The sequence below is a fragment of the Stakelama marina genome, from assembly GCF_018122655.1.
In the GTDB taxonomy this organism is placed as follows: Bacteria; Pseudomonadota; Alphaproteobacteria; order Sphingomonadales; family Sphingomonadaceae; genus Sphingomonas; species Sphingomonas marina.
This window is the reverse complement of sequence record NZ_JAGRQC010000001.1, coordinates 480992-501362: the sequence shown is the minus strand read 5'-3', so window position 1 is coordinate 501362 and position 20371 is coordinate 480992. Positions and strand designations below refer to the sequence as shown.

Annotated in this window: 21 protein-coding genes; 14 read left to right on the top strand and 7 right to left on the bottom strand. The window is 64.7% G+C overall.

Annotated elements, in window-relative coordinates; all coding sequences use genetic code 11:
* Positions 1 to 15: 15 nt before the first annotated feature.
* Positions 16 to 1746, top strand: a complete 1731-nt coding sequence (locus J7S20_RS02380; protein ID WP_284052631.1) for an SLC13 family permease — start codon at positions 16 to 18, stop codon at positions 1744 to 1746.
* Between the two features lie 10 nt (positions 1747 to 1756).
* On the opposite strand, the gene J7S20_RS02375 is transcribed toward J7S20_RS02380, so the two are convergent.
* A complete protein-coding gene (locus tag J7S20_RS02375) occupies positions 1757 to 2272 on the bottom strand; it encodes an SH3 domain-containing protein (RefSeq protein ID WP_284052630.1) in 516 nt (171 codons plus the stop codon).
* Between the two features lie 74 nt (positions 2273 to 2346).
* Between J7S20_RS02375 and J7S20_RS02370 the strand changes: the two genes are divergently transcribed.
* Positions 2347 to 3345 carry a 2-hydroxyacid dehydrogenase gene (locus J7S20_RS02370; protein ID WP_284052629.1) on the top strand — a complete coding sequence of 333 codons (999 nt, stop codon included), beginning with the start codon at positions 2347 to 2349 and terminating at the stop codon, positions 3343 to 3345.
* Positions 3346 to 3375: 30 nt separating this feature from the next.
* On the opposite strand, the gene J7S20_RS02365 is transcribed toward J7S20_RS02370, so the two are convergent.
* The 3 genes from J7S20_RS02365 to J7S20_RS02355 all read right to left on the bottom strand — a co-directional run bounded on the left by J7S20_RS02365 (position 3376) and on the right by J7S20_RS02355 (position 6864).
* On the bottom strand, positions 3376 to 4779 hold the full coding sequence (locus J7S20_RS02365) for an NAD(P)H-dependent flavin oxidoreductase (RefSeq protein WP_284052628.1): 1404 nt from the start codon (positions 4777 to 4779) through the stop codon (positions 3376 to 3378).
* 64 nt (positions 4780 to 4843) lie between these two features.
* Positions 4844 to 5974, bottom strand: a complete 1131-nt coding sequence (locus J7S20_RS02360) for a glycosyltransferase family 4 protein (protein ID WP_284052627.1) — start codon at positions 5972 to 5974, stop codon at positions 4844 to 4846.
* Positions 5971 to 6864 carry an alpha/beta fold hydrolase gene (locus J7S20_RS02355; protein WP_284052626.1) on the bottom strand — a complete coding sequence of 298 codons (894 nt, stop codon included), beginning with the start codon at positions 6862 to 6864 and terminating at the stop codon, positions 5971 to 5973. The genes J7S20_RS02360 and J7S20_RS02355 overlap by 4 nt, the downstream gene beginning before the upstream one ends.
* Positions 6865 to 6882: 18 nt before the next feature.
* Here J7S20_RS02355 and J7S20_RS02350 point away from each other — a divergent pair, with 18 nt between their 5' ends.
* The 8 genes from J7S20_RS02350 to J7S20_RS02315 all read left to right on the top strand — a co-directional run bounded on the left by J7S20_RS02350 (position 6883) and on the right by J7S20_RS02315 (position 15310).
* Positions 6883 to 8256 carry a protein adenylyltransferase SelO family protein gene (locus J7S20_RS02350; protein ID WP_284052625.1) on the top strand — a complete coding sequence of 458 codons (1374 nt, stop codon included), beginning with the start codon at positions 6883 to 6885 and terminating at the stop codon, positions 8254 to 8256.
* A gap of 82 nt (positions 8257 to 8338) precedes the next feature.
* Positions 8339 to 9754 (top strand): succinylglutamate-semialdehyde dehydrogenase, encoded by a 1416-nt coding sequence (astD, locus tag J7S20_RS02345; RefSeq protein ID WP_284052624.1) that lies wholly within the window; start codon positions 8339 to 8341, stop codon positions 9752 to 9754.
* A gap of 73 nt (positions 9755 to 9827) precedes the next feature.
* Complete coding sequence (locus tag J7S20_RS02340; RefSeq protein ID WP_284052623.1) at positions 9828 to 11165, top strand: glycoside hydrolase 5 family protein; 1338 nt, start codon at positions 9828 to 9830, stop codon at positions 11163 to 11165.
* Between the two features lie 92 nt (positions 11166 to 11257).
* Positions 11258 to 12058, top strand: a complete 801-nt coding sequence (gene cobA, locus J7S20_RS02335) for a uroporphyrinogen-III C-methyltransferase (protein WP_284052622.1) — start codon at positions 11258 to 11260, stop codon at positions 12056 to 12058.
* On the top strand, positions 12055 to 12351 hold the full coding sequence (locus J7S20_RS02330; RefSeq protein WP_284052621.1) for a DUF2849 domain-containing protein: 297 nt from the start codon (positions 12055 to 12057) through the stop codon (positions 12349 to 12351). The genes cobA and J7S20_RS02330 overlap by 4 nt, the downstream gene beginning before the upstream one ends.
* A gap of 149 nt (positions 12352 to 12500) precedes the next feature.
* Positions 12501 to 14132: a nitrite/sulfite reductase gene (locus J7S20_RS02325; protein WP_284052620.1), complete on the top strand. Its 1632-nt coding sequence runs from the start codon at positions 12501 to 12503 to the stop codon at positions 14130 to 14132.
* Positions 14125 to 14550 (top strand): DUF934 domain-containing protein, encoded by a 426-nt coding sequence (locus tag J7S20_RS02320; protein ID WP_284052619.1) that lies wholly within the window; start codon positions 14125 to 14127, stop codon positions 14548 to 14550. The genes J7S20_RS02325 and J7S20_RS02320 overlap by 8 nt, the downstream gene beginning before the upstream one ends.
* Positions 14543 to 15310 carry a phosphoadenylyl-sulfate reductase gene (locus J7S20_RS02315; protein WP_284052618.1) on the top strand — a complete coding sequence of 256 codons (768 nt, stop codon included), beginning with the start codon at positions 14543 to 14545 and terminating at the stop codon, positions 15308 to 15310. The genes J7S20_RS02320 and J7S20_RS02315 overlap by 8 nt, the downstream gene beginning before the upstream one ends.
* 191 nt (positions 15311 to 15501) lie before the next feature.
* On the opposite strand, the gene J7S20_RS02310 is transcribed toward J7S20_RS02315, so the two are convergent.
* On the bottom strand, positions 15502 to 17016 hold the full coding sequence (locus J7S20_RS02310) for a replicative DNA helicase (RefSeq protein ID WP_284052617.1): 1515 nt from the start codon (positions 17014 to 17016) through the stop codon (positions 15502 to 15504).
* Positions 17017 to 17141: 125 nt separating this feature from the next.
* Here J7S20_RS02310 and J7S20_RS02305 point away from each other — a divergent pair, with 125 nt between their 5' ends.
* The 4 genes from J7S20_RS02305 to dcd all read left to right on the top strand — a co-directional run bounded on the left by J7S20_RS02305 (position 17142) and on the right by dcd (position 19376).
* A complete protein-coding gene (locus tag J7S20_RS02305) occupies positions 17142 to 17624 on the top strand; it encodes a UPF0262 family protein (protein WP_284052616.1) in 483 nt (160 codons plus the stop codon).
* 7 nt (positions 17625 to 17631) lie between these two features.
* Complete coding sequence (locus J7S20_RS02300; RefSeq protein ID WP_284052615.1) at positions 17632 to 18309, top strand: glycoside hydrolase family 25 protein; 678 nt, start codon at positions 17632 to 17634, stop codon at positions 18307 to 18309.
* The gene (locus J7S20_RS02295; protein WP_347709215.1) at positions 18306 to 18755 is read left to right on the top strand and encodes a cytidine deaminase; all 450 of its coding nucleotides are present in this window, start codon (positions 18306 to 18308) and stop codon (positions 18753 to 18755) included. Before J7S20_RS02300 ends, J7S20_RS02295 begins: the two co-directional genes overlap by 4 nt.
* 66 nt (positions 18756 to 18821) lie before the next feature.
* The gene (gene dcd, locus J7S20_RS02290) at positions 18822 to 19376 is read left to right on the top strand and encodes a dCTP deaminase (protein WP_284052613.1); all 555 of its coding nucleotides are present in this window, start codon (positions 18822 to 18824) and stop codon (positions 19374 to 19376) included.
* A gap of 43 nt (positions 19377 to 19419) precedes the next feature.
* On the opposite strand, the gene J7S20_RS02285 is transcribed toward dcd, so the two are convergent.
* The gene (locus J7S20_RS02285) at positions 19420 to 19791 is read right to left on the bottom strand and encodes a tetratricopeptide repeat protein (protein ID WP_284052612.1); all 372 of its coding nucleotides are present in this window, start codon (positions 19789 to 19791) and stop codon (positions 19420 to 19422) included.
* Between the two features lie 150 nt (positions 19792 to 19941).
* Positions 19942 to 20367: an ExbD/TolR family protein gene (locus J7S20_RS02280; protein WP_284052611.1), complete on the bottom strand. Its 426-nt coding sequence runs from the start codon at positions 20365 to 20367 to the stop codon at positions 19942 to 19944.
* Between the last annotated feature and the right edge of the window lie 4 nt (positions 20368 to 20371).

Sequence of the window (20371 nt, the reverse complement as noted above, 5' to 3'; positions counted from 1 at the left end):
GCCCATAGTGGCACGATGAACCCCGCCGCGCTCAGCGCCATCGTTCTGGGCATCGCGCTCCTGCTGTTCGTATCGGAGCGCGTTCGCCACGATCTCGTCGCCCTGCTGGCGCTGTTCGCCTGCCTGGTGCTGGGGATCGTGACGCCCGAACAGGCATTTGTCGGCTTTGCCGACCCGGCCGTGCTGACGGTGGCGGGCATCCTGATCGTCGGGCGCGCGATAGAATTGTCGGGCGTCGCGGCCGCGATCGCGCGCACCGTGATCCCGCACCATGCCAGCTTTACGGTGCGATTGTCGCTGCTGCTGATCGTCGCGGCGCTCTTGTCCGCGTTCATGAACAATATCGCGGCGCTGGTCATCACCATGCCGATCGCCGCCGATGTCGCGCGCGGTGCGAAGAAGCCGCCCGCCGCGACGCTGATGCCGCTCGCCTTCGCCACGATCCTGGGCGGGATGACGACGCTGATCGGCACGCCCGCCAACCTGATCCTGTCGTCGGTGCGCACGAGCGAACTCGGCAAGCCGTTCGGCTTTTTCACCATGGCGCCGGTCGGCGTCGCGGTGACGGTCGTCGGGCTTGGCTATCTGGCGGTGATGGGGTGGCGCCTCTTGCCGGTGCGCCGGTCGGGCGTGCGCGAGACGCGACCGCCCTGGCGCGTGTTCGAATTGCGAGCACCCGAAGCGATTGCCGGGCATCAGCTCGCGCAGCTCTTGCCGGTGCTGCGCAACGCATCGACGCGCGTGCTCGCGCTGTTTCGCGGTGGTGTCGAGATCGCCGCCAATGCCACGACACAGCTCAAGGGCGGCGACCGCATGCTGGTGCTGTCACGCGTCAACCAATGGATCGCGGCCGAGCGCAGTGGCCTCGACCATAGCGCACCCGACCGCGACGATACCGAGGTGACCGCGCGCGTGGTGGTCGCGCACGGTTCGTATCTGATCGGTCAGGGGCATGAGGATATCCGCCTGCGTACCGAGGGCAGGCTGCGCGTCGTCGCCGTCGGCCCCCGCGCGGCGCGCGAAAAGCAGCCGCTATCCTCGATGACGATCCATGCCGGCGACCAGCTGTTCCTGCGCGGCCCCGCCGATGCGCTGCGCCGGTTCATCGCACAGGCGCGCGTGCTCGAGATCGACCGGCTCGATCCGCCCAGCGTCACACGCTCGACAGCGGCGCTGATCCTCGGCGTTTTCGGCCTTGCGATCGTGCTGGTGGTGACGGGTTGGACGACGCCGGCGGTCGCTTTTGTCGGCGCAGCGGTGGTCATCGCCACGTTCAAGCTGATCCCGGCGGAAGAAACCTATCGGTCGATCGACTGGAGCGTCATCGTGCTGCTTGCCGCGATGATTCCCGTCGGCCAGAGTTTCGAGCAAACGGGTGCGGCGAGCGAGGTCGCGGCATTTCTGGGCCAGTCGCTGGCCGGGATGCCGTTGTTCGTGACGCTGGCCGCGCTGTGCGGGACGACGCTGCTGCTGTCGATCTTCCTCAACAATGTCGCGACCGCGGTCATCATGGGTCCGCTGGCGGTCGAAGCCGCGCGGCTGCTGGGCATCGATCCCGATGCAGCGCTGCTCGCCGTGCTGATCGGCGCGTCGTCGGATTTCCTGACCCCGATCGGGCACCAGAACAACCTGCTGGTGATGGGACCGGGCGGATACCGCTTCACCGACTATATCCGGATGGGCGGGCTGCTCGTCGTCCTCGTCATCGGGACCGCGGCGGGCGTCCTGACGCTGGCCTATAGTTAGTTGACCGGCGTCAGAGTTCCTCGCCGGGGTCGACGCCCCAGAGATGCGTCTGTTCGACATAGCCGCCCTTGTCGCCGACCTTGAAATAGCACCAGCCGCGCGCGCAATCGCTCAGCCGGCCGACGACGCCGGGTTCGGCGCGATATTCAATATGCGCGTCGAAGCTCGGCGACGAACGCATCGCCGCGATCCCGCCGGTGACGATCGCGGTGCGGCGCGCGCTGAGCAGGCCGACCTGTATCCAGCCCTGCGTGCCGCCCGGGTCCTCAACCTTGCGCCAGTCATTGTAGATATCGACCACCTTGATCGGCAGATCGGCGCGGCGATAGAGCCATTCGATCGGATAGTTGCGCCCCGGCCCGGTGCGCATATGCGCCTTTCCCGCCGAGATCGAAGCGTAATAGGGCAGCTTGCGCTTCTGCGCGGCGGCGGTGCTGCCGAAGGTCGCGACGACCGCTCCCAGCGCGCCGAGGCACAGGAGGAACAACAGCCAGAATGTCAGGGGAGAGCGTTTCGAAGCCTGCATGAACGCGATCTAGCGCGCCGAGCGCGTCCGCTTCAACCGTTGACTGCACGGGCCGGTGACGCCAATCGGGACATATGAGCGACAGCCCCCGCCCTTCCCGCCCGCGCGTCGTCGTAACCCGGCGGCTTCCGGATGCGGTCGAGGCGCGAATGGAGGAGCTGTTCGATGCCGCTTTCAACGCTGACGACACCCCCTTCGATCGCGACGCTCTGAAACGCGCGGTCGGCGACTGCGACGTCTTCGTGCCGACCGTCACCGATACGATCGATGCCGATATCATCGCCGCGGCGGGCGACCGGCTGAAGCTGATCGCCAATTACGGCGCGGGATATGACCATATCGACCTGGCCGCCGCGCGCGCGCGCGGCATCGTCGTCACCAATACGCCGGGCGTCCTGACCGACGACACCGCCGACATGACGATGGCGCTGATCCTGTCGGTACCGCGACGGCTGGCCGAGGGCGAGAAGCTGGTGCGCAGCGGCGGGTGGCGCGGCTGGGCACCGACCGGGATGCTGGGCCACCGTATCGGCGGCAAGAAGCTGGGCATCATCGGCATGGGGCGCATCGGGCAGGCGGTCGCGGCGCGCGCACGCGCGTTCGGGCTGACGATCCATTATCACGGCCGCCACCGCATTCCCGATACGCTGGAGGCGCAACTGGGTGCGACCTGGCACGAGAATCTCGACGATCTGCTGCGCTGTGCGGACATTCTTTCGATCCACACGCCGCACACGGCCGAGACCGAGCAACTGCTCGATGCCCGCCGGATCGCGCTGCTGGGGCCGCAGGTTTATGTCATCAACACCGCGCGCGGAGAGATCATCGACGAAAATGCGCTGATCGACGCGCTGGAGGAAAGACGGATCGCGGGGGCCGGACTCGACGTCTATGCCAACGAACCGAATGTCGATCCGAGATTGCTCAAGCTTTCGAACGTGGTCCTTCTGCCGCATCTCGGCTCTGCCACCTTCGAAGGGCGCGAGGCGATGGGGCACAAGGTGATCGCCAATATCCGCACCTGGGCGGACGGCCACCGGCCGCCCGATCAGGTTCTCGAAGGCTGGATCTGACCGCCGGCCGAGACCGGGACCACCGCCCGGTCAATCGCCGGTAAGAATGCGATCGACGAGTTGCTTTACGGTCGGGACGAAGCCGTTCGAATAGAACGGGTCGCGCTTGAAATTATAGGCGTTGTGGCCCGCGAACATCAGGTTTTCATCGACCGGCCCGCCATGCGCGATGTTCTGCAGCGTCTTCTGGATGCAGAAGCTGCGCGGATCGGCCAGCCGTCCCGTCGAATTGGTTTCGGTATCCGCCCATGACGAGAACTGGCACTGGCTGAGGCAGCCCATGCAATCGGCCTGATCCTTTCGGATTTCCTGCTTTTCGTCCGCATCGACGAACACGAGCGTGTTGTCGGGGGTCTTGAGCGCTTCGGTATAGCCCTCGCCGACCCATTGACGCGCGCGCAGCAGATCGCCCTTGGTCACCCAGAAATTCTTGCCCTTCACGCCTGCGTCGAGCTGGAACTGGTGGTCGCCCGCTTCCTGCTTGGAAAAGGCAATCTGGCGTTCGGAACGTGCTTCGAGGTTGCGGAGGAACGGGTTGCGCACCGCCGAGGAATAAAAACCCGTCGGCGAGAAGCGGTGCAGCAGCACGTCGCCTTCCTCGAGCTGGGTCAGCCGATCCTTCCACTCCTGCGGGATCGGGCTTTCCTTGGTCAGCAGCGGACGTGTACCGAACTGAAAGGCGATGGTGCCGAGTTCGGGATTGTCGATCCAGTCCGCCCAGTCGCGCAGATACCAGACGCCGCCCGCCATCACGATCGGCACTTCGTCGGAAATGCCGCCTTCGCGCATGGTTTCGCGCAGCGCCTTCACGCGCGGATATGGGTCCTGGGGCTTGAGCGGGTCTTCGGCATTCGACAGGCCGTTATGACCGCCGGCAAGCCAGGGATCTTCGTAAACAACGGCGGCAAGCCATTCCGATGCCTTGGAATATGCGCGTTTCCACAAGGCGCGGAACGCGCGGGCCGAACTGACGATCGGCAGATAGCTGACCTCGTAAGAGGCGGCGATTTCCGACAGTTTGTACGGCATGCCGGCGCCGCAGGTCACGCCCGCGACCAGCCCCTTGGTACGTTCGAGCACGCCGTGCAGAACGCGCTGCGCGCCGCCCATTTCCCACAGCACGTTGATGTTGATCGCGCCCTTGCCGCCGGCGATGTCGAACGCGCGCTTCACCTGCTGCACCGCGCCCTCGATGGCGTAGGCGATCAGTTCTTCATGGCGTTCGCGGCGGGTAAGCGAATTGTAGACCTGCGGGATGATCTTGCCTTCGGCGTCGTAACTGTCGGCATTGACCGCGGAAACCGTACCGATACCGCCGGCCGCCGCCCAGGCGCCCGCGCTGGCATGGTTGGTCGCGGCAACACCCTTCCCGCCCTCGATCAGCGGCCATACTTCCTGACCGTTGTAAATGATGGGCTTCAGGCCTTTGAACACGAATCCTCCAGATAAAATTTGCGCAACTGTAACGAGTCGCCGGTGACAACGCGAGGGAATTGCATCAGACGAAATAGTCCGGTTTGCCGATCGCCTCGCCATAGAGCCGCGCATAGGCGGCAATCATATCCTTTTCATCGAACAACGCCTGGGCGCGCGTCCGGTTCGCCTCGCCCAGCGTCTTTCGCCCGGCCGCGTTCTTGGCGAGTACCTGGAGCCGGTCACGCAGACCGACCTCGCTCCAGTCGGGACTGATATAGTGGCGGTTCATCTCGCACACCATTTCGATCACATCGCCCACCGGCGGCGCGACGACAGGCAGCCCCGCCGCCATCGCTTCCATCACCGATATCGGCTGTTGCTCGCTGAGCGAGGACAAAGCGAACAGATCGAACAGCCCCATATAGCGATGCGGTTCGGGCAGGAACCCGGGCAGCAGGATAGTGTCTTCCATCCCCATCAGTTCGGCGGTCTCGGCGATCTTGTCGCGCTCCGGCCCCTCGCCGACGATGACGAGCTGGGTCTTGGCGATCATGCCGCCCACCGCGCGGACGAGCGCCGGCAGGTTCTTGACCGGACGCAAACCGGCGACGGTCCCAATAACCACCGCGCCGGGATTCCGTTTGAAACCGGGGATCGCTTTCGGATCGGGTGTGCCCGCATATTTGGCAACTTCGATGCCGTTCGAGATCCGGTGCACGCGTGCGGCGGGCTGTTTCCATGCCTTGTGCGCAATCTGTTCGAGCGTGTGCGACGGCACGACGAGCGCATGGGCCGATCCCAGCGCGACACGCCGGTACATGTTGCGCACCGGGTTGAGGCGCTTGTTCTCATCCTCGTTGAAGCCGTCTTCGTGATGGACGACGGGCGGCATGCCCTTCGAATAGACGCGCCGCGCCATCACACCGTCGATCGCGCCCCAATTATAGGTCAGGACAAGGTCGAAGCGCGCCATGAACCTGGCGATGGCTTCGTAGCGGGCAGCCGAGGGCTTTCCAACGAGCGGCGGCGGGTTCTGGGCGATTTCATGTTTGACGCCCTTCGCGATCGCGTCCCGCGCGCCGAGTTCGTCGGGCACGCCCGAAACGATGGTGTGACGCGCCTTGTCGCCAAAGGCGTTCATCAGGCGAACCGCGCGCGCTTCCTTGCCCCCGAGCGAAAAGCTCGAGTGGAGATGCAGGATATTGACGCTCATCGTTTCGCCTCGCCCTCCAGCACATGTGCGAGCAGCCGGTCGATCGCCTCGACCGCTGCCGGTTCCTCGAGCGTGGGCGCATGGCCGGTATCGGGAATTTCGGCAAGTTCCACACCGTCGAACCGCGCCGCCATCTTTTCCGCCGTGGCCTGACCGAATATATCCGAAAGCGCGCCGCGCGTGACGAGTACCGGGCGCCCGGCAAGCGCATCGAAGGCCTTCCACATGTCGGGCCCGGCTTCATTTCCCGGCACGCGAAACGGCTCGGCGATGCGCATATCGTAATCGAGCGTGATGCGGCCCGACGGCGCCAGGCGGTAAAGCTGCTTCGCCATCCGCAACCAGTCGCCGATTTCATAGGTCGGATAGACATCGGCATTCGCCTCTGCCGTGGCGCGCGCGGCGTGCATCCAGGTCGGGTGCGAACTGCCCCTGCCGACATAGCCGCGAATGCGCGCCAGTCCCGCCGCTTCGAGCTGGGGGCCGACATCGTTGAGGAGCGCGCCCGCGATCCGGTCGCGCTCTGCCGTTGCCAGCAACATCGTGAGAATGCCGCCCAGCGACGTTCCGAAAGCAACGAAACGTTCGAGCTTCAATTCGATGCGCAGCGCCTCGATGTCCTGAAGATATGTCAGCGGGACATAGGTCATCGGGTCCTTCGCATAGGCGCTTTCGCCGCGCCCGCGCAGTTCGACCACAATGACGCGCCAATCGCCGGCGAGCCGCTCGGCCACGCCTTCGAAATCGCGGACGTTTCGCGTGAGCCCTGGAATGCAGAGGATCGGCGGCCGGTCTTCGCGCCCGGGATAGTCGCGATAGTGCAGACGGAGGCCATCCTTCGACCACCAGAATCCGTCCGTAAAATTCGAAAGGTTGCGTCGTTCGTCCATCGCCACCCATATCGCTGTATGATCTTCGCACCGCAAGCGACAAGCTATACCCCCGAAACGGCACTGCTCGACCTGGGCGAACCCTTTTACGACCCGGTCGAAGCCGCGGACTTTCCCAGGACCATTCTGCGCTTTCGCAACGACCGCTGGGCAAGGGCGGTCGGGCTGGATGCGCTGGACGACGCCGAGTGGAAGGCGCATTTCGGCCGCTTCGAGCCGCTCGATCGCTCGCTGCCGCAGCCGGTTGCGCAGCGCTATCACGGGCATCAGTTCCGCATCTACAATCCCGATATCGGCGACGGGCGCGGCTTTACCTTCGCCCAGCTTCGCGACGGCAACGGCCGACTGCTCGACCTTGGCACCAAGGGATCGGGACAGACGCCCTATAGCCGGTTCGGCGACGGGCGGCTGACGCTGAAGGGCGGCGTTCGCGAAGTGCTGGCGACCGAAATGCTGGAAGCGCTGCGCGTCGAAACCTCGAAGAGCTTTTCACTGATCGAAACCGGCGAAGCGCTGGAGCGCGGTGACGAACCGTCCCCCACCCGCTCTTCGGTGCTGGTACGGCTGAGCCACGGCCATATCCGTATCGGCACGTTCCAGCGGCTGGCCTATCACAAGGATGCGGAGGCGATGGAACGGCTGATCGCCTATGTGCTGCGCCATTATTACGGCGAGGATGCGGGCGAAGACGGCGCACACCGCCTGCTCGACCATGTCGTTTCGCGCACCGCACGGCTGGCGGCGAGCTATATGGCGGCAGGCTTCGTCCACGGTGTCCTGAATTCGGACAATATCAACGTCACCGGCGAAAGCTTCGACTATGGCCCATGGCGGTTTGCGCCGACCTGGAACCCGGATTTCACCGCCGCCTATTTCGACCATGCGGGGCTATACGCGTTTGGCCGCCAGCCCGAAGCGATCCATTGGGACGCGATGCAGCTCGCGGTCGCGCTGCGCACGGTGAGCGAGGCGCAGCCGCTGATCGACATTCTCGAACATTTCGGCGAGCGCTATCAGCGCGCCGTATCGGACGCGATCCTGTGGCGGCTTGGCCTGCGACCGGGCGACACCGCCGCCGACCGTACGCTGGTGCAGACGGTCGAAAAGGCGCTGCGCAGCGAATCGACCGGCATCGACCGGTTCTTCTTCGACGCCTTTGGCGGCAGGCTGCCCGACAGCTATGGCCCGGCATTCGACGATGTCCGCGCGATGCTGTCTGCGCGCGAGCCGCGCACGCACCGGGAACATCCATATTGGTCGGAAGGTTCGCCCTGCTCAATGCTGATCGAAGAGGTTGAGGAAATCTGGGGCGCAATCGACCGCAACGACGACTGGGCGCCGTTTCACGCCAAGATCGCCCGCATCCGCGAAATGGGCGAAGCACTCGCCTGAGCGGCAAGGGTGTGGAAACAACGACGATTTTGATGCAAGAGCGGGCAAACCCGCCGGAACACCAGCTTTCAAGAAAGACAATATGGCCGGACAGGAACTGATTTCGACCGAACCCGCAACGGGTGCGACATTCTGGCGCGGCAAGGCAGGCGATGCCGATGCCGAAGTGGCCGCCGCGCGCGCAAGCTGGGCCGAATGGGCCGCGCGCCCGCTGACCTATCGCATCGAGGCGCTGCGCCGCTTCGCCAATGTCGTGCGCGCCCGCGAAGAGGCGTTCACCGACATCATCGCCCGCGAAACCGGCAAGCCGTTGTGGGAGGCGAAGACCGAGGTCCAGTCGGTCATCAACAAGGTCGATATCTCGGTCACCGCCTATTCGGACCGCACCGGGCAGCGGCGGCTGGAAGGCCAGATGAACGTGCGCATGGCGCTGCGCCACAAGCCGCACGGCGTGCTGGCCGTGCTGGGGCCGTACAACTTTCCCGCGCATCTGCCGAACGGGCATATCGTGCCCGCGCTGCTCGCCGGGAACGCGGTGGTGTTCAAGCCATCGGAAAAGACGCCGGCGACGGGCGAATATCTCGTCAAATGCTTCCACGAGGCGGGCATTCCCGAAGGTTGCGTCCGCCTGCTGCTGGGTGGTCCCGAACAGGGCAAGGCGCTGTCTTCGCATCCCGATATCGACGGGCTGCTGTTCACCGGTTCGGCGCGCACCGGCATCGCGCTCAACCGCCAGTTCGCCGAGCACCCGGAAAAGATTCTCGCGCTTGAAATGGGCGGCAACAACCCGATCATCGTCTGGGGCAGTCCCGATCTCCATTCGGCGGCGGTGCTGATCGTGCAGTCGGCGTTCACCACCGCCGGCCAGCGCTGCACTGCAGGGCGGCGGCTGATCGTCGAGCCGCGGCTCTACGAACCGCTGATGGAAGAGCTCGGCAATATTCTCGACCGGATGATCGTCGGCGAACCGCATGCCGATCCGCAACCCTTTATGGGCCCGGTCATCGACAACGACACCGCCGACATGCTGACCGAGAGCTTTCTTGCGCTTTCGACGCGCGGTGGCCGTCCGCTGCGCCACATGCAGCGCCTGATCGAAGGACGCCCGTTCCTGACGCCGGGGCTGATCGACATGACCGAGGCGAGCGACCGCCCCGATATCGAGCTGTTCGGCCCGATCCTGCAGGTCATGCGCACCGACGATTTCGAAGCGGCCATCGCAGAGGCGAACAACACGCGCTACGGCCTGTCGGCATCGCTCATCAGCCAGGACCCCAAGCTGTACGAGCAATTCTGGGCAAATATCCGCGCAGGTATCGTCAACTGGAACCGACCGACCAACGGCGCTTCGTCCGCCGCGCCGTTCGGCGGCATCGGCTGGTCGGGGAACCACCGCCCCAGTGCGGCCTATGCCGCCGATTACTGCGCCTATCCGGTCGTTTCTTCCGAATCCGACCAGGCACGCGCCAGCATCGGGATCGGGCTGCGCGACGGATAGGTTCGACCCGCTGGAAGCCGCCGCGCGATACCGCTACCAAGGTAGCGATAACGCAAAATGGGGAGGCTTGGCGATGCTCGACAGGCGATCGATACTTGGCGGCGGACTTGCACTCGCTTCGGGGGCGGCACTGCCGGCGTCCGCAGCGCCACCGAAACGCGGTTTCGTCACGCGCGACGGGGCCGAGTTCAGGATCGACGGCAAGCCCTATCGCTATGTCGGCGCGAATATGTGGTACGCGCCCTGGATCGGCGCGGCCAATCCACCGGGCGACCGCGACCGGCTGAAGCGCGAGTTCGACCGGCTGGCCGCAATGGGCGTCGGCAATATTCGCATCGCCGCCTCCGCCGAGGAAGGCCCGCTGAAACATTCGGTCCGGCCGGGGTTTCGGGCCAAGGCGAAGGGCTGGAACGAAAACCTGCTCGGCGGGCTGGACTTCACGCTTGCCGAAATGGCGAAGCGCGACATGAAAGCCGTTCTGTACCTGACCAATTTCTGGGAATGGTCGGGCGGGATGATGACGTATCTGTGGTACGCAACGGGCCGTTATATGGACATGGGCGATCCCGCCCATCCCTGGCCCGACTTCCCCAATGCCGTGTCGAAATTTTACGGGAACGCCGACGCGGTCGGCATGTACCGAGACTGGATTCGGGCGGTGGTCGGGCGGACCAACACGCTGACGGGCAAGCGCTATCGCGACGATCCGACGATCATGGCGTGGCAGCTTGCCAACGAACCGCGCCCCGCGGGCGACATGGAAACCGCGCGGCCGGTGCTCGATTCCTTCTACCGCTGGGTGCAGTCGAGCGCGCAGCTCATCAAATCGCTTTCTCCCGACCACCTTGTCTCTACCGGAAGCGAAGGGCTGCAAGGCACGCTGAACAGCCGCGAAATCTATATCCGCGAACATTCGATCCCCGAAATCGACTATTGCACGGCGCATATCTGGCCGCTCAACTGGGGCTGGGTCGACGATCACGACCTGGGCGGAACCGAAGCGGCGGGCGCCGAAAAGGTCGGCGAATATATCGCGCGGAGCTGCGACCTTGCGCAGAGCATCGGAAAACCGCTGGTGTTCGAAGAGTTCGGCTATCCCCGCGACGGCGGCGGTTACGATCCGGCGGGCAGCACGCGGTACAAAGATGCCTATTATGCGCGCATCTATGACGCGATCGGGCGCGACATCGCGAACGGCGGTCCATCGAGAGGGTCCAACTTCTGGGCCTGGAACGGCGAAGGACGCGCGGCACATGGCGACCATCGCTGGCAGAAGGGAGACCCGCTGCTTGGCGATCCTCCACACGAACCACAGGGATGGTACGGCGTGTTCGACAGCGACGAGAGCACCCGCGCGGTGATCGCGGCCCATGCCAGGGCGCTGTCGGGTACGCCGGAATCCGGCGCCTGAGCCGACCCGAAGCACCGCTGCATAGCTTTGCTAGCCCGGCACAAAGCAACGCTGCTTTGTGATCGCCCCGTCGCGAGCGCATTTTCACGCTCATGGCAAATCTACTCGATCCGCAGGCGCGTGGGCGCGTCATCCTGGTCGGCGCCGGCCCCGGCGATCCCGGCCTGTTGACCGTTCGCGCGGTCGAGGCGCTGAAAGCGGCCGACATCGTCGTCCATGACGGCCTGGTCGATGCGCGCGTGCTCGACCTCGTGCCCGAGGGTGCGCAACGCATCTCGGTCGCCAAGAAGCGATCGCGCCACACCGTGCCGCAGAACGAGATCAATGCGCTGATCGTCGCACATGTTCGCACCGGCGCGGTCGTCGTGCGGCTGAAGGGCGGCGATCCGTTCGTGTTCGGACGCGGCGGGGAAGAAGTCGAGGCCGTCCGCGCCGCCGGACTGCGCGTCGAGGTCATCCCCGGCGTGTCGGCGGCGCTCGGCTGCGCGGCGGAGGCAATGCTCCCGCTCACCCACCGCGACTGGTCGAGCGCCGTCAGCTTTGTCGCCGGCCAGTGCAAGGGCCTGTCCGATCAGAACTGGTCGGGGCTCGCCGGCAAGGGCCGCACGCTCGTCATCTATATGGGCGTGGCGACGGCGAACGCGATTTCGGAAAAGCTGATGGCAGACGGCGTCGCGCCCGACATGCCGGTCGCGGTGCTCGAACGCGGTACGCTCGACGGTAGCCGCGCGCTGCGCACGCTGCTCGCCGATCTCGGCCCGATGGTCGAGCGCGAGCAGGTGCAGAGCCCGGCGATCATCGTCGTCGGTGAGGTCGTCGACCTTTCCGATGCCGAGGACAGGCTCGGCCACTGGGCGCGCCGCGCGCACAGCATCCACGGGACGATCGCATGAACATCCTGACCGGAAACGACCTGAAGACCGGCGACGTGATCTGGTGGACCGGCAGCGACTGGTCGCGCCATGTCGAGGACGCCGCCGATGTCGGCGACAATGGCGAGGCGATCGCGCACGAGGAAGAAGGCGCGCGCCGCGTCAACTCGCCCTACGTCATCGCCGGCGAGAAGACCGACAAGGGCCCGCGCCCGGCCCATATCAAGGACCGCGTCCGCGCGCTCGGCCCGACCGTGCGCCCCGACCTGACGCTGAAGCCCGCCGATCCCGAGGCCGGGAGCTGGGTAATATGATGATGTTTCAAAACTCCTCTCCGGCACGGGGAGGGGGACTGCGCCCGCATGGCGTGGTGGAGGGGGATCGACCCCAAGCGCATCGAATGTGGAGAGCCCCCTCCACCGTGCTGCGCATGGTCCCCCTCCCCGTTTCGGGGAGGAATTAGATGTATCGTTACGACCAATATGACCAGCAAATCGTCGACACGCGCGTCGAGGAATTTCGCGACCAGGTGAAGCGTCGCCTTTCGGGCGCGCTGACCGAGGATCAGTTCAAGCCGCTGCGGCTGATGAACGGGCTCTATCTGCAGCTTCACGCGTACATGCTGCGCGTCGCGGTGCCCTATGGCACACTCGATGGGCGGCAGATGCGGATGCTCGCCGAGATCGCGCGCAAGTACGACCGCGGCTACGGCCATTTCACGACGCGCCAGAACATCCAGTACAACTGGATCAAGCTCGCCGACGCGCCCGACATTCTCGCCGATCTGGCGACGGTCGAGATGCACGCGATCCAGACCAGCGGCAACTGCATCCGCAACATCTCGTCGGACCAGTTCGCCGGCGCCGCGGCCGACGAGATCGCCGACCCGCGCCCCTGGGCCGAGCTGCTGCGCCAGTGGAGCACCTTCCACCCCGAATTCAGCTACCTGCCGCGCAAGTTCAAGATCTGCGTGATCGCGTCGGACGAGGACCGCGCGGCGATGCGGCTGCACGATATCGGCATCCAGCTGGTCGTCCGCGACGGCCAAATCGGCGCGAAGGTCTTTGCCGGTGGCGGCATGGGTCGCACGCCGATGATCGCGCCCGAGATCAATGACTTCGTGGCCATTGCTGACCTGCTGTCTTATGTCGAGGCGGCGCTGCGCGTCTATAACCGCCATGGCCGCCGCGACAATATCTACAAGGCGCGGATCAAGATCCTCGTGAACGACCTCGGCGCCGAGGAATATGCCCGGCAGGTCGACGAAGAATTCGCCGGCATGAAGGCGCGCGACATCGATCCGCCCGCGGCCGAGTTCGACCGGATCGCGGCGTTCTTCGCGCCGCCCGCCTTCGATGCCGATGCGCCCGACACGATCGACCGCAGCGATCCCGACTTCGCGGTCTGGCTCGACCAGAATGTCCGCGCGCACAAGCAGCCGGGTTATGCCATCGCGACGATCAGCCTGAAGCCGGTCGGCGGCATCCCCGGCGACGCCTCTGCCGAGCAGATGGACGTCGTCGCCGACCTTGCCGAGCGCTACAGCTTGGATGAGGTGCGCGTGACGCACAGCCAGAACCTCGTGCTGCCGCATGTCCGCAAGGCCGATCTGTATACGGTGTGGCAGGCGCTGCGCGATGCGGGGCTGGCCGAGGCCAATCTCGACCTGATCAGCGATATCATCGCCTGCCCCGGGCTCGATTATTGCAGCCTCGCCAATGCGCGTTCGATCCCCGTCGCGCAGAAGATCGCGCAGCGCTTCGCCGATCTCGACCGGCAGCGCGAACTCGGCGAGCTGAAGCTCAAGATTTCGGGCTGCATCAACGCCTGCGGCCACCACCATGCCGGGCATATCGGCATTCTCGGCGTCGACCGGAAAGGCACCGAAAACTACCAGCTGCTGCTCGGCGGATCGGGGGCCGAGGATGTCAGCCTCGCCAAGATCACCGGCCCCGGCTTCGACGAGGACGGCGTGGTCGACGCGATCGAGAAGGTCACCAACGTCTATCTCGGCGCGCGGCAGGACGACGAACGCTTCGTCGACACCTATCGCCGCCTCGGCATGGAGCCGTTCAAGGAGGCCATCTATGGCTGATTTCCTCTATTATCGCGACGACGCCCCGCACGAGGAGCCGGCGGTGACGCTCGACGGCTTTCTTGACCAGGCCAATGCGTCGGCGGTGCGGATCGAGGCCGGCGAGGATGCGCGCGCGCTACTGCCGCATCTCGAGCGGTTGCGGATGATCGAGGTGAGCTTTCCGACGTTCAAGGACGGGCGCGGCTATTCGGCTGCGCAGATCCTGCGCGAGGCCGGCTATGACGGCGAGCTGCGCGCGCAGGGGGACGTGCTGGTCGACCAGATTCCGTTCATGCGCCGCTGCGGCTTCGACAGTTTCTCGCCCGAGACGCCGGTCGATCCGGCAACGCTGCAGGCGTCGCTCGATCGCTACGATCAGGTCTATCAGCGCGCGGCCGACGGCGCCGTGCCGGTGTGGAAGCTGCGCCATGGCTGAAGCGGCGCTGCGCAAGGTCGACCGGATCGACACCGCGCCCCGTTTCAGCGTGGCGGACGCGCACCGGCTCAACAACCTGTTCCGCGGTACCGACACGCGGGAGATGCTGCAGACGGTGCTCGGCGAACGGATGCTGGGCGAGGTCGCGGTCGTTTCTTCGTTCGGCACCGAATCGGCGGTGCTGCTGCACCTGATCGCGTCGATCGATCCGGCGACGCCAATCCTGTTTCTCGATACCGGCAAGCATTTCCCCGAGACGCTCGCCTATCGCGACGCGCTGGTCGAGCGGCTCGGGCTTACCAGTCTGCGCATCCTGACGCCCGATGCCGAGACGCTGGCGACGCGCGACGAAAGCGGGCTGCGCTGGTCCTACGATCCCGATGGTTGCTGCGAAATCCGCAAGGTCGTTCCGCTCGAAACCGCACTGGCGGGCTTCGACGCAAGCATCACCGGCCGAAAGGCCTTCCAGGCCGGCACGCGCACCACCCTGCCCCGCTTCGAGCTCGACGGCGACCGGTTGAAGGTCAATCCGCTGATCGGCTGGTCGAAGGCCGATATCGACGCGTATTTCGACGCGCACGACCTACCGCGGCACCCGCTCGAGACGGAAGGCTATCTGTCGATCGGCTGCGCACCATGCACGAGCAAGGTAGCGCCCGGCGAAGACCCGCGCTCGGGCCGCTGGCGCGGCTGGGACAAGACCGAATGCGGCATCCACGCTCCCGTCGCCGACGGCGATCCGGAGCAGCCTTCGTTCTGACGATCGACGGTCTGCGAGGATAAACGGCTGACGACGGCACCGCTCGGGCCACCGTCATCCTGACGAAAGTTTGGACCCATTCTGCACAACGCCGGACAACTGCCGGAACGAGCCTGGCCGGAATCAAGTCCGGGATGACGACAGAAGCAATGTTGTTACGCGCCAACCGCCGCAGCCACGGCGGATATGCGTCAGTGCGCCATCGAATCGTAGTCGCCGGGGATATAGTCGCTGAAGCGCGTGATCTCGGGTTCGAACTTCATGATGACCTTGCCGGTCGCGCCGTGACGCTGCTTGGCGACGATCAGTTCGGCGAGGCCGAAGACGCGGTTCATCTCGTCGCCCCAGCGCGCATAATCCTCGAAGATCTTGGCGTCGTCGCCGTCTGTCGGCTTCTTGGGTTCCTTTGCGGCGACATAATAGTCCTCGCGGTACACGAACATGACGATGTCGGCGTCCTGCTCGATCGAACCCGATTCGCGAAGGTCGGAAAGCTGCGGCCGCTTGTCCTCGCGCTGTTCGACGGCACGACTGAGCTGCGACAGCGCCATCACCGGCACGTTCATGTCCTTGGCGAGCGTCTTGAGCCCGCGCGAGATTTCCGAGATTTCGTTGACGCGATTGTCGTTCGCCCGGCCCGAGCCCTGGAGGAGCTGGAGATAGTCGACCACGACGAGGCCGAGATCGTCGCCCAGCCGCCGCTTGAGCCGCCGCACGCGCGTGTGCAGGCCGCTGATCGTCAGGCCGGCGGTGTCGTCGATATAGAGCGGCAGGTTGTTGAGATCGGTCGCGGCGTCGGCGAGGCGTTCGAACTCGGCCTTCGAGATCTTGCCCATGCGCAGCGCTTCCGAACTGATCCGCGACTGTTCGGCAAGGATACGCGTCGCGAGCTGATCCGCCGACATTTCGAGGCTGAAGAACGCGACCTTGCCGCCGACCGACTGTTCCTTGGGGATGCCGGCCTCCATATCGTCCATCCAGCGCCGCGCTGCGTTGAACGCGATGTTGGTGGCGAGCGAGGTCTTGCCCATGCCGGGACGGCCGGCGAGGATCATAAGGTCCGAATGGTGCATGCCGCCGATCTTGGCATTGACGCTGTCGAGACCGGTCGTGACACCCGACAGGTTACCACCCGAATTCAGCGCCTTGTCGGCCATTCTTATAGCGATCTTCGAGGCATCGCCGAACGACTTGGTCGCGTTCGCCGTATTGCCCTCGCCCGCGACTTCGTAGAGCAGTTCCTCGGCCTTTTCGATCTGGCTTCGCGGATCGACCACCTCGCTGGTGTCCATCGCGCGCTCTACCAGCGTGCGGCCGACCGTCACCAGCGCGCGGAGCATGGCGAGGTCGTAGATCTGCTGCGCGAACTGGCGCGCGCCGATCAGGCCGGCGCCGCTGCCGGTAAGCTGCGCGAGATAGCCCGGTCCGCCGAGCGCCTGCATCCCGGCGTCCTCGGCGAACATCGGGCGCAGCGTCACCGGTGTCGCGAGCCGGTCCTCGACGCGCAGCGCCTTGATGCGTTCGAAGATGCGCCCGTGAACGGGTTCGAAGAAGTGATCGGGCTCGAGCATGTCGAGAATGTCGTCCGCCAGGCGGTTGTCGATCATCATCGCGCCGAGCAGCGCGGCCTCCGCCTCGACATTGGCAGGCAGGCGGGGAGCTTCGGATTCCGAATCCGAAACGGCGACGGGAAAGGCGGTGGACATTCCCCCTATTCCCAAAAGCCCGGCCAATGCTCAAGGCGATATCGCGGTGCCCGGCTGTGGAAAACGGGCATGAAGATCGCGCATGGCGTTGCCAAGCCGCGGCAAAAACGGCATCGGCATAGATAATGGCCGATCACCGGATCATCGATGTCGAGCTCGACGAGCGCACGATATTGTGGCGCAGTGCCGATATCGAGCAGGAGCGCCGTATCGCGATCTTCGACCTGCTCGAAGACAATCATTTCGCGCCCAAGCGCGAACATGAGGACGGATATGCAGGGCCGTACCGCATCAAGCTGAGCGTCGAGGAAGGACGGCTGGTCCTCGCCATCCACCGCGAGGACGACAGCCATCTGGAAAGCCATGTGCTGGGCCTCGCTCGATTCCGCCGCCCGATCCGCGACTATTTCGCGATCTGCGACAGCTATTACGAGGCGATCCGCAACGCGACGCCGCAGCAGATCGAGACGATCGACATGGCGCGCCGCGGCATCCACAATGACGCGGCGGAGGCGTTGAAGGAGCGCCTCGACAGCAAGATCGAGGTCGATTTCGATACCGCCCGCCGGCTGTTCACGCTCATCTGCGTGCTCCACATCAAGGGCTGAACAGGACGTGCGTCGCCTTTTCCTGCGCATCGTTGCGGTCGCCATCGCGCTGGGACTCATTGCCGCAGCGGCATGGCTGTTCGCGACGCGGTGGCACCCCTCGCCCGAAGACTATCCGATCCAGGGCGTCGATGTCAGCGCCCGCAACGGATCGGTCGACTGGCATATGGTTCATGCGCGCGGCGCCGACTTCGCCTATGCGCTCGCCACAAGCGGCGCGAACGACCGCGACGCACAGTTCGAGCGCAACTGGTCGGCAATCGCGGACGCCGGCATGCGGCGCGGCGCAATGCACCGCTTTTCACTGTGCGACACGGCCGAGGCGCAGGCCGCCAATTTCGTGCGGACAGTGCCGCGGACGCGCGATGCGCTGCCCTCTGCGTTGGAACTCGCATTCGATCCGGGATGTTCGGCCCGCCCCGATCCGCAGGAGGCGGCGCGCGACGTCGCGACCTTCCTGACGCTGACCGAACGGCATATGGGCAAGCCGATGGTGCTGGAAATCTCCCCTGCCTTCGACGCGCAATATCATCTGAGCAGCGAGCTTCCGCGCACCATATGGGCAGAACGTTTTTTCTTTCGTCCCTCCTACCCCGCCAAACCGTGGCGGATGTGGCGGGCAAGCACGATACGGCGCGTCGATGGCGCCGACGGGCCGATCAACTGGGATGTAGTGGCACCATGACCGATATCGAAACCAGAAACCGGCTGATCGCCGCTGCGCGAGAGGCCGCGGGTAACGCCCATGCGCCCTATTCGAACTTCGCGGTCGGCGCGGCGCTGCTGCTGACCGACGGATCGGTGGTGACGGGGACCAATTTCGAAAATGCCAGCTATGGCCTGTCGCTGTGCGCGGAAACGGTTGCGCTCGCGACCGCAAACGTCGGCGGGCGGTTGGGTGACGTCGCGGCGGTCGCTATCGTCGGCGGCGCAATCATGGGCGGCCGGATGCACGGCGACGCGCCGATCTATCCATGTGGCAGGTGCCGCCAGGTCTTGAACGAAGCGGCACAGATCGGTCGCCGCGACCTGACGGTCCACTGCGCCTCGGCCGATGGCGGCGAGGTTCGCACGCACCAGCTTTCCGAGCTTCTGCCGCATGCCTTTGGCCCCGCCGACCTGGGCCTCTGATCCGAAATTTCACTTGCCGGGAGCGGTGACAGCCGCGACAACCGGCCTTCATACCGGGGAGAGCATATGACGATCCTGTCCGACCGCTGGATTCGCGAGCAGGCGCTCGAAAACGGCATGATCGAACCCTTTGTCGAGGCGCAGCGCCGCGAGGGCTGCATCAGCTATGGCCTGAGCTCCTATGGCTATGACGCGCGCGTCGCCGACGATTTCAAGATTTTCACCAATATCGAAAGCGCGATCGTCGATCCGAAGGAATTCGCGCCGTCGAGCTTTGTCGATCGCAAGACAGATGTCTGCATCATCCCGCCGAACAGCTTCGCGCTCGCGCGGACGGTGGAATATTTTCGTATTCCGCGCGACGTGCTCGTCATCTGCCTGGGAAAATCGACCTATGCGCGCTGCGGCATCATCGTCAACGTCACCCCGCTCGAACCCGAATGGGAGGGGCATGTGACGCTGGAATTTTCGAACACGACGCCGCTTCCGGCAAAAATCTATGCCAATGAAGGCGCGTGCCAGTTCCTGTTCCTGAAGGGCAACGAGCCCTGCGAGACGAGCTATGCCGACCGCGCGGGCAAATATATGGGGCAGCGCGGAGTCACGCTACCGCGACTGTGACGATGCACAGCCGCGGCCCCGCGTGACCTGAACCCCCTGCAAATCAACGCGACGTGAACTGCGTGCCCGTGGTCGGCGTCAGCCGCGACAGGCCGATCCGCGCCAGATCGTGTGAATTGGCCACCTGATCGCCGGGCAGCGTCAGGTCCACCGCCTCCACGGTCAGTACATGCGCATAGAGTTCGCGCGCCGCATCGGTACGACCGGTCTGCGCGTACACCGTGGCGAGATTGAGCAGCACCTCGGGACGGTCGGGGAAAATACGCCGATCGGCTTCGAGCGCTTTTTCGGCGCGAGCATAATCGCCGTTCATGATCGCCACATGCGCGTAGCTTCCGTCGTGATCCTTCGCGATCGCCGCGCTGCCCGGCACCGCGATCGTTGCTCCAACCAACAGCATCATTGCCTTACGCATTATCCGTCTCCGCCTGTATGTTTCACTTTTGTGACTCTGTTATGTCACTTTTGTTTCATTTTAGCAAATGGCGACGGACGACAGGAATGACATGCACAAAAAAAGAGGCGGCCGAAGCCGCCTCTTGTCGTTAGATAGTCGAGCTAAACGTCAGAAATCGTTGCGATACTGTTCGTTGCCGACAAATCCCAGCCGGGTGATATTGGCTCGCTTGATGATCGCGAGCACCTCATCAACCTTTTCATACCGCGCATTCGGATCGGGCTGAAAGTGCAGTTCCGGTTCTGTCGGAAGCTGCAGCGTCGCGTCGAGATACTGACGCAGCGTCACCTCGTTGATCGGCGCACCGTTCCAGGCGATCTGCCCGGTCGGGTCGATCGTGACCTTGTTCTTGTCAGGCTCGATCGTCTGCGGATTGTTACTGTTCGGCTGCGGCAAATCGACCTTCACCGCATGCGTCTGGATGGGGATGGTGATGATGAACATGATGAGGAGCACCAGCATGACGTCGATCAACGGCGTCGTGTTGATCTCCATCATCGGTTCGCCATCATCGCTCCCGCCACTCATTGCCATGTCA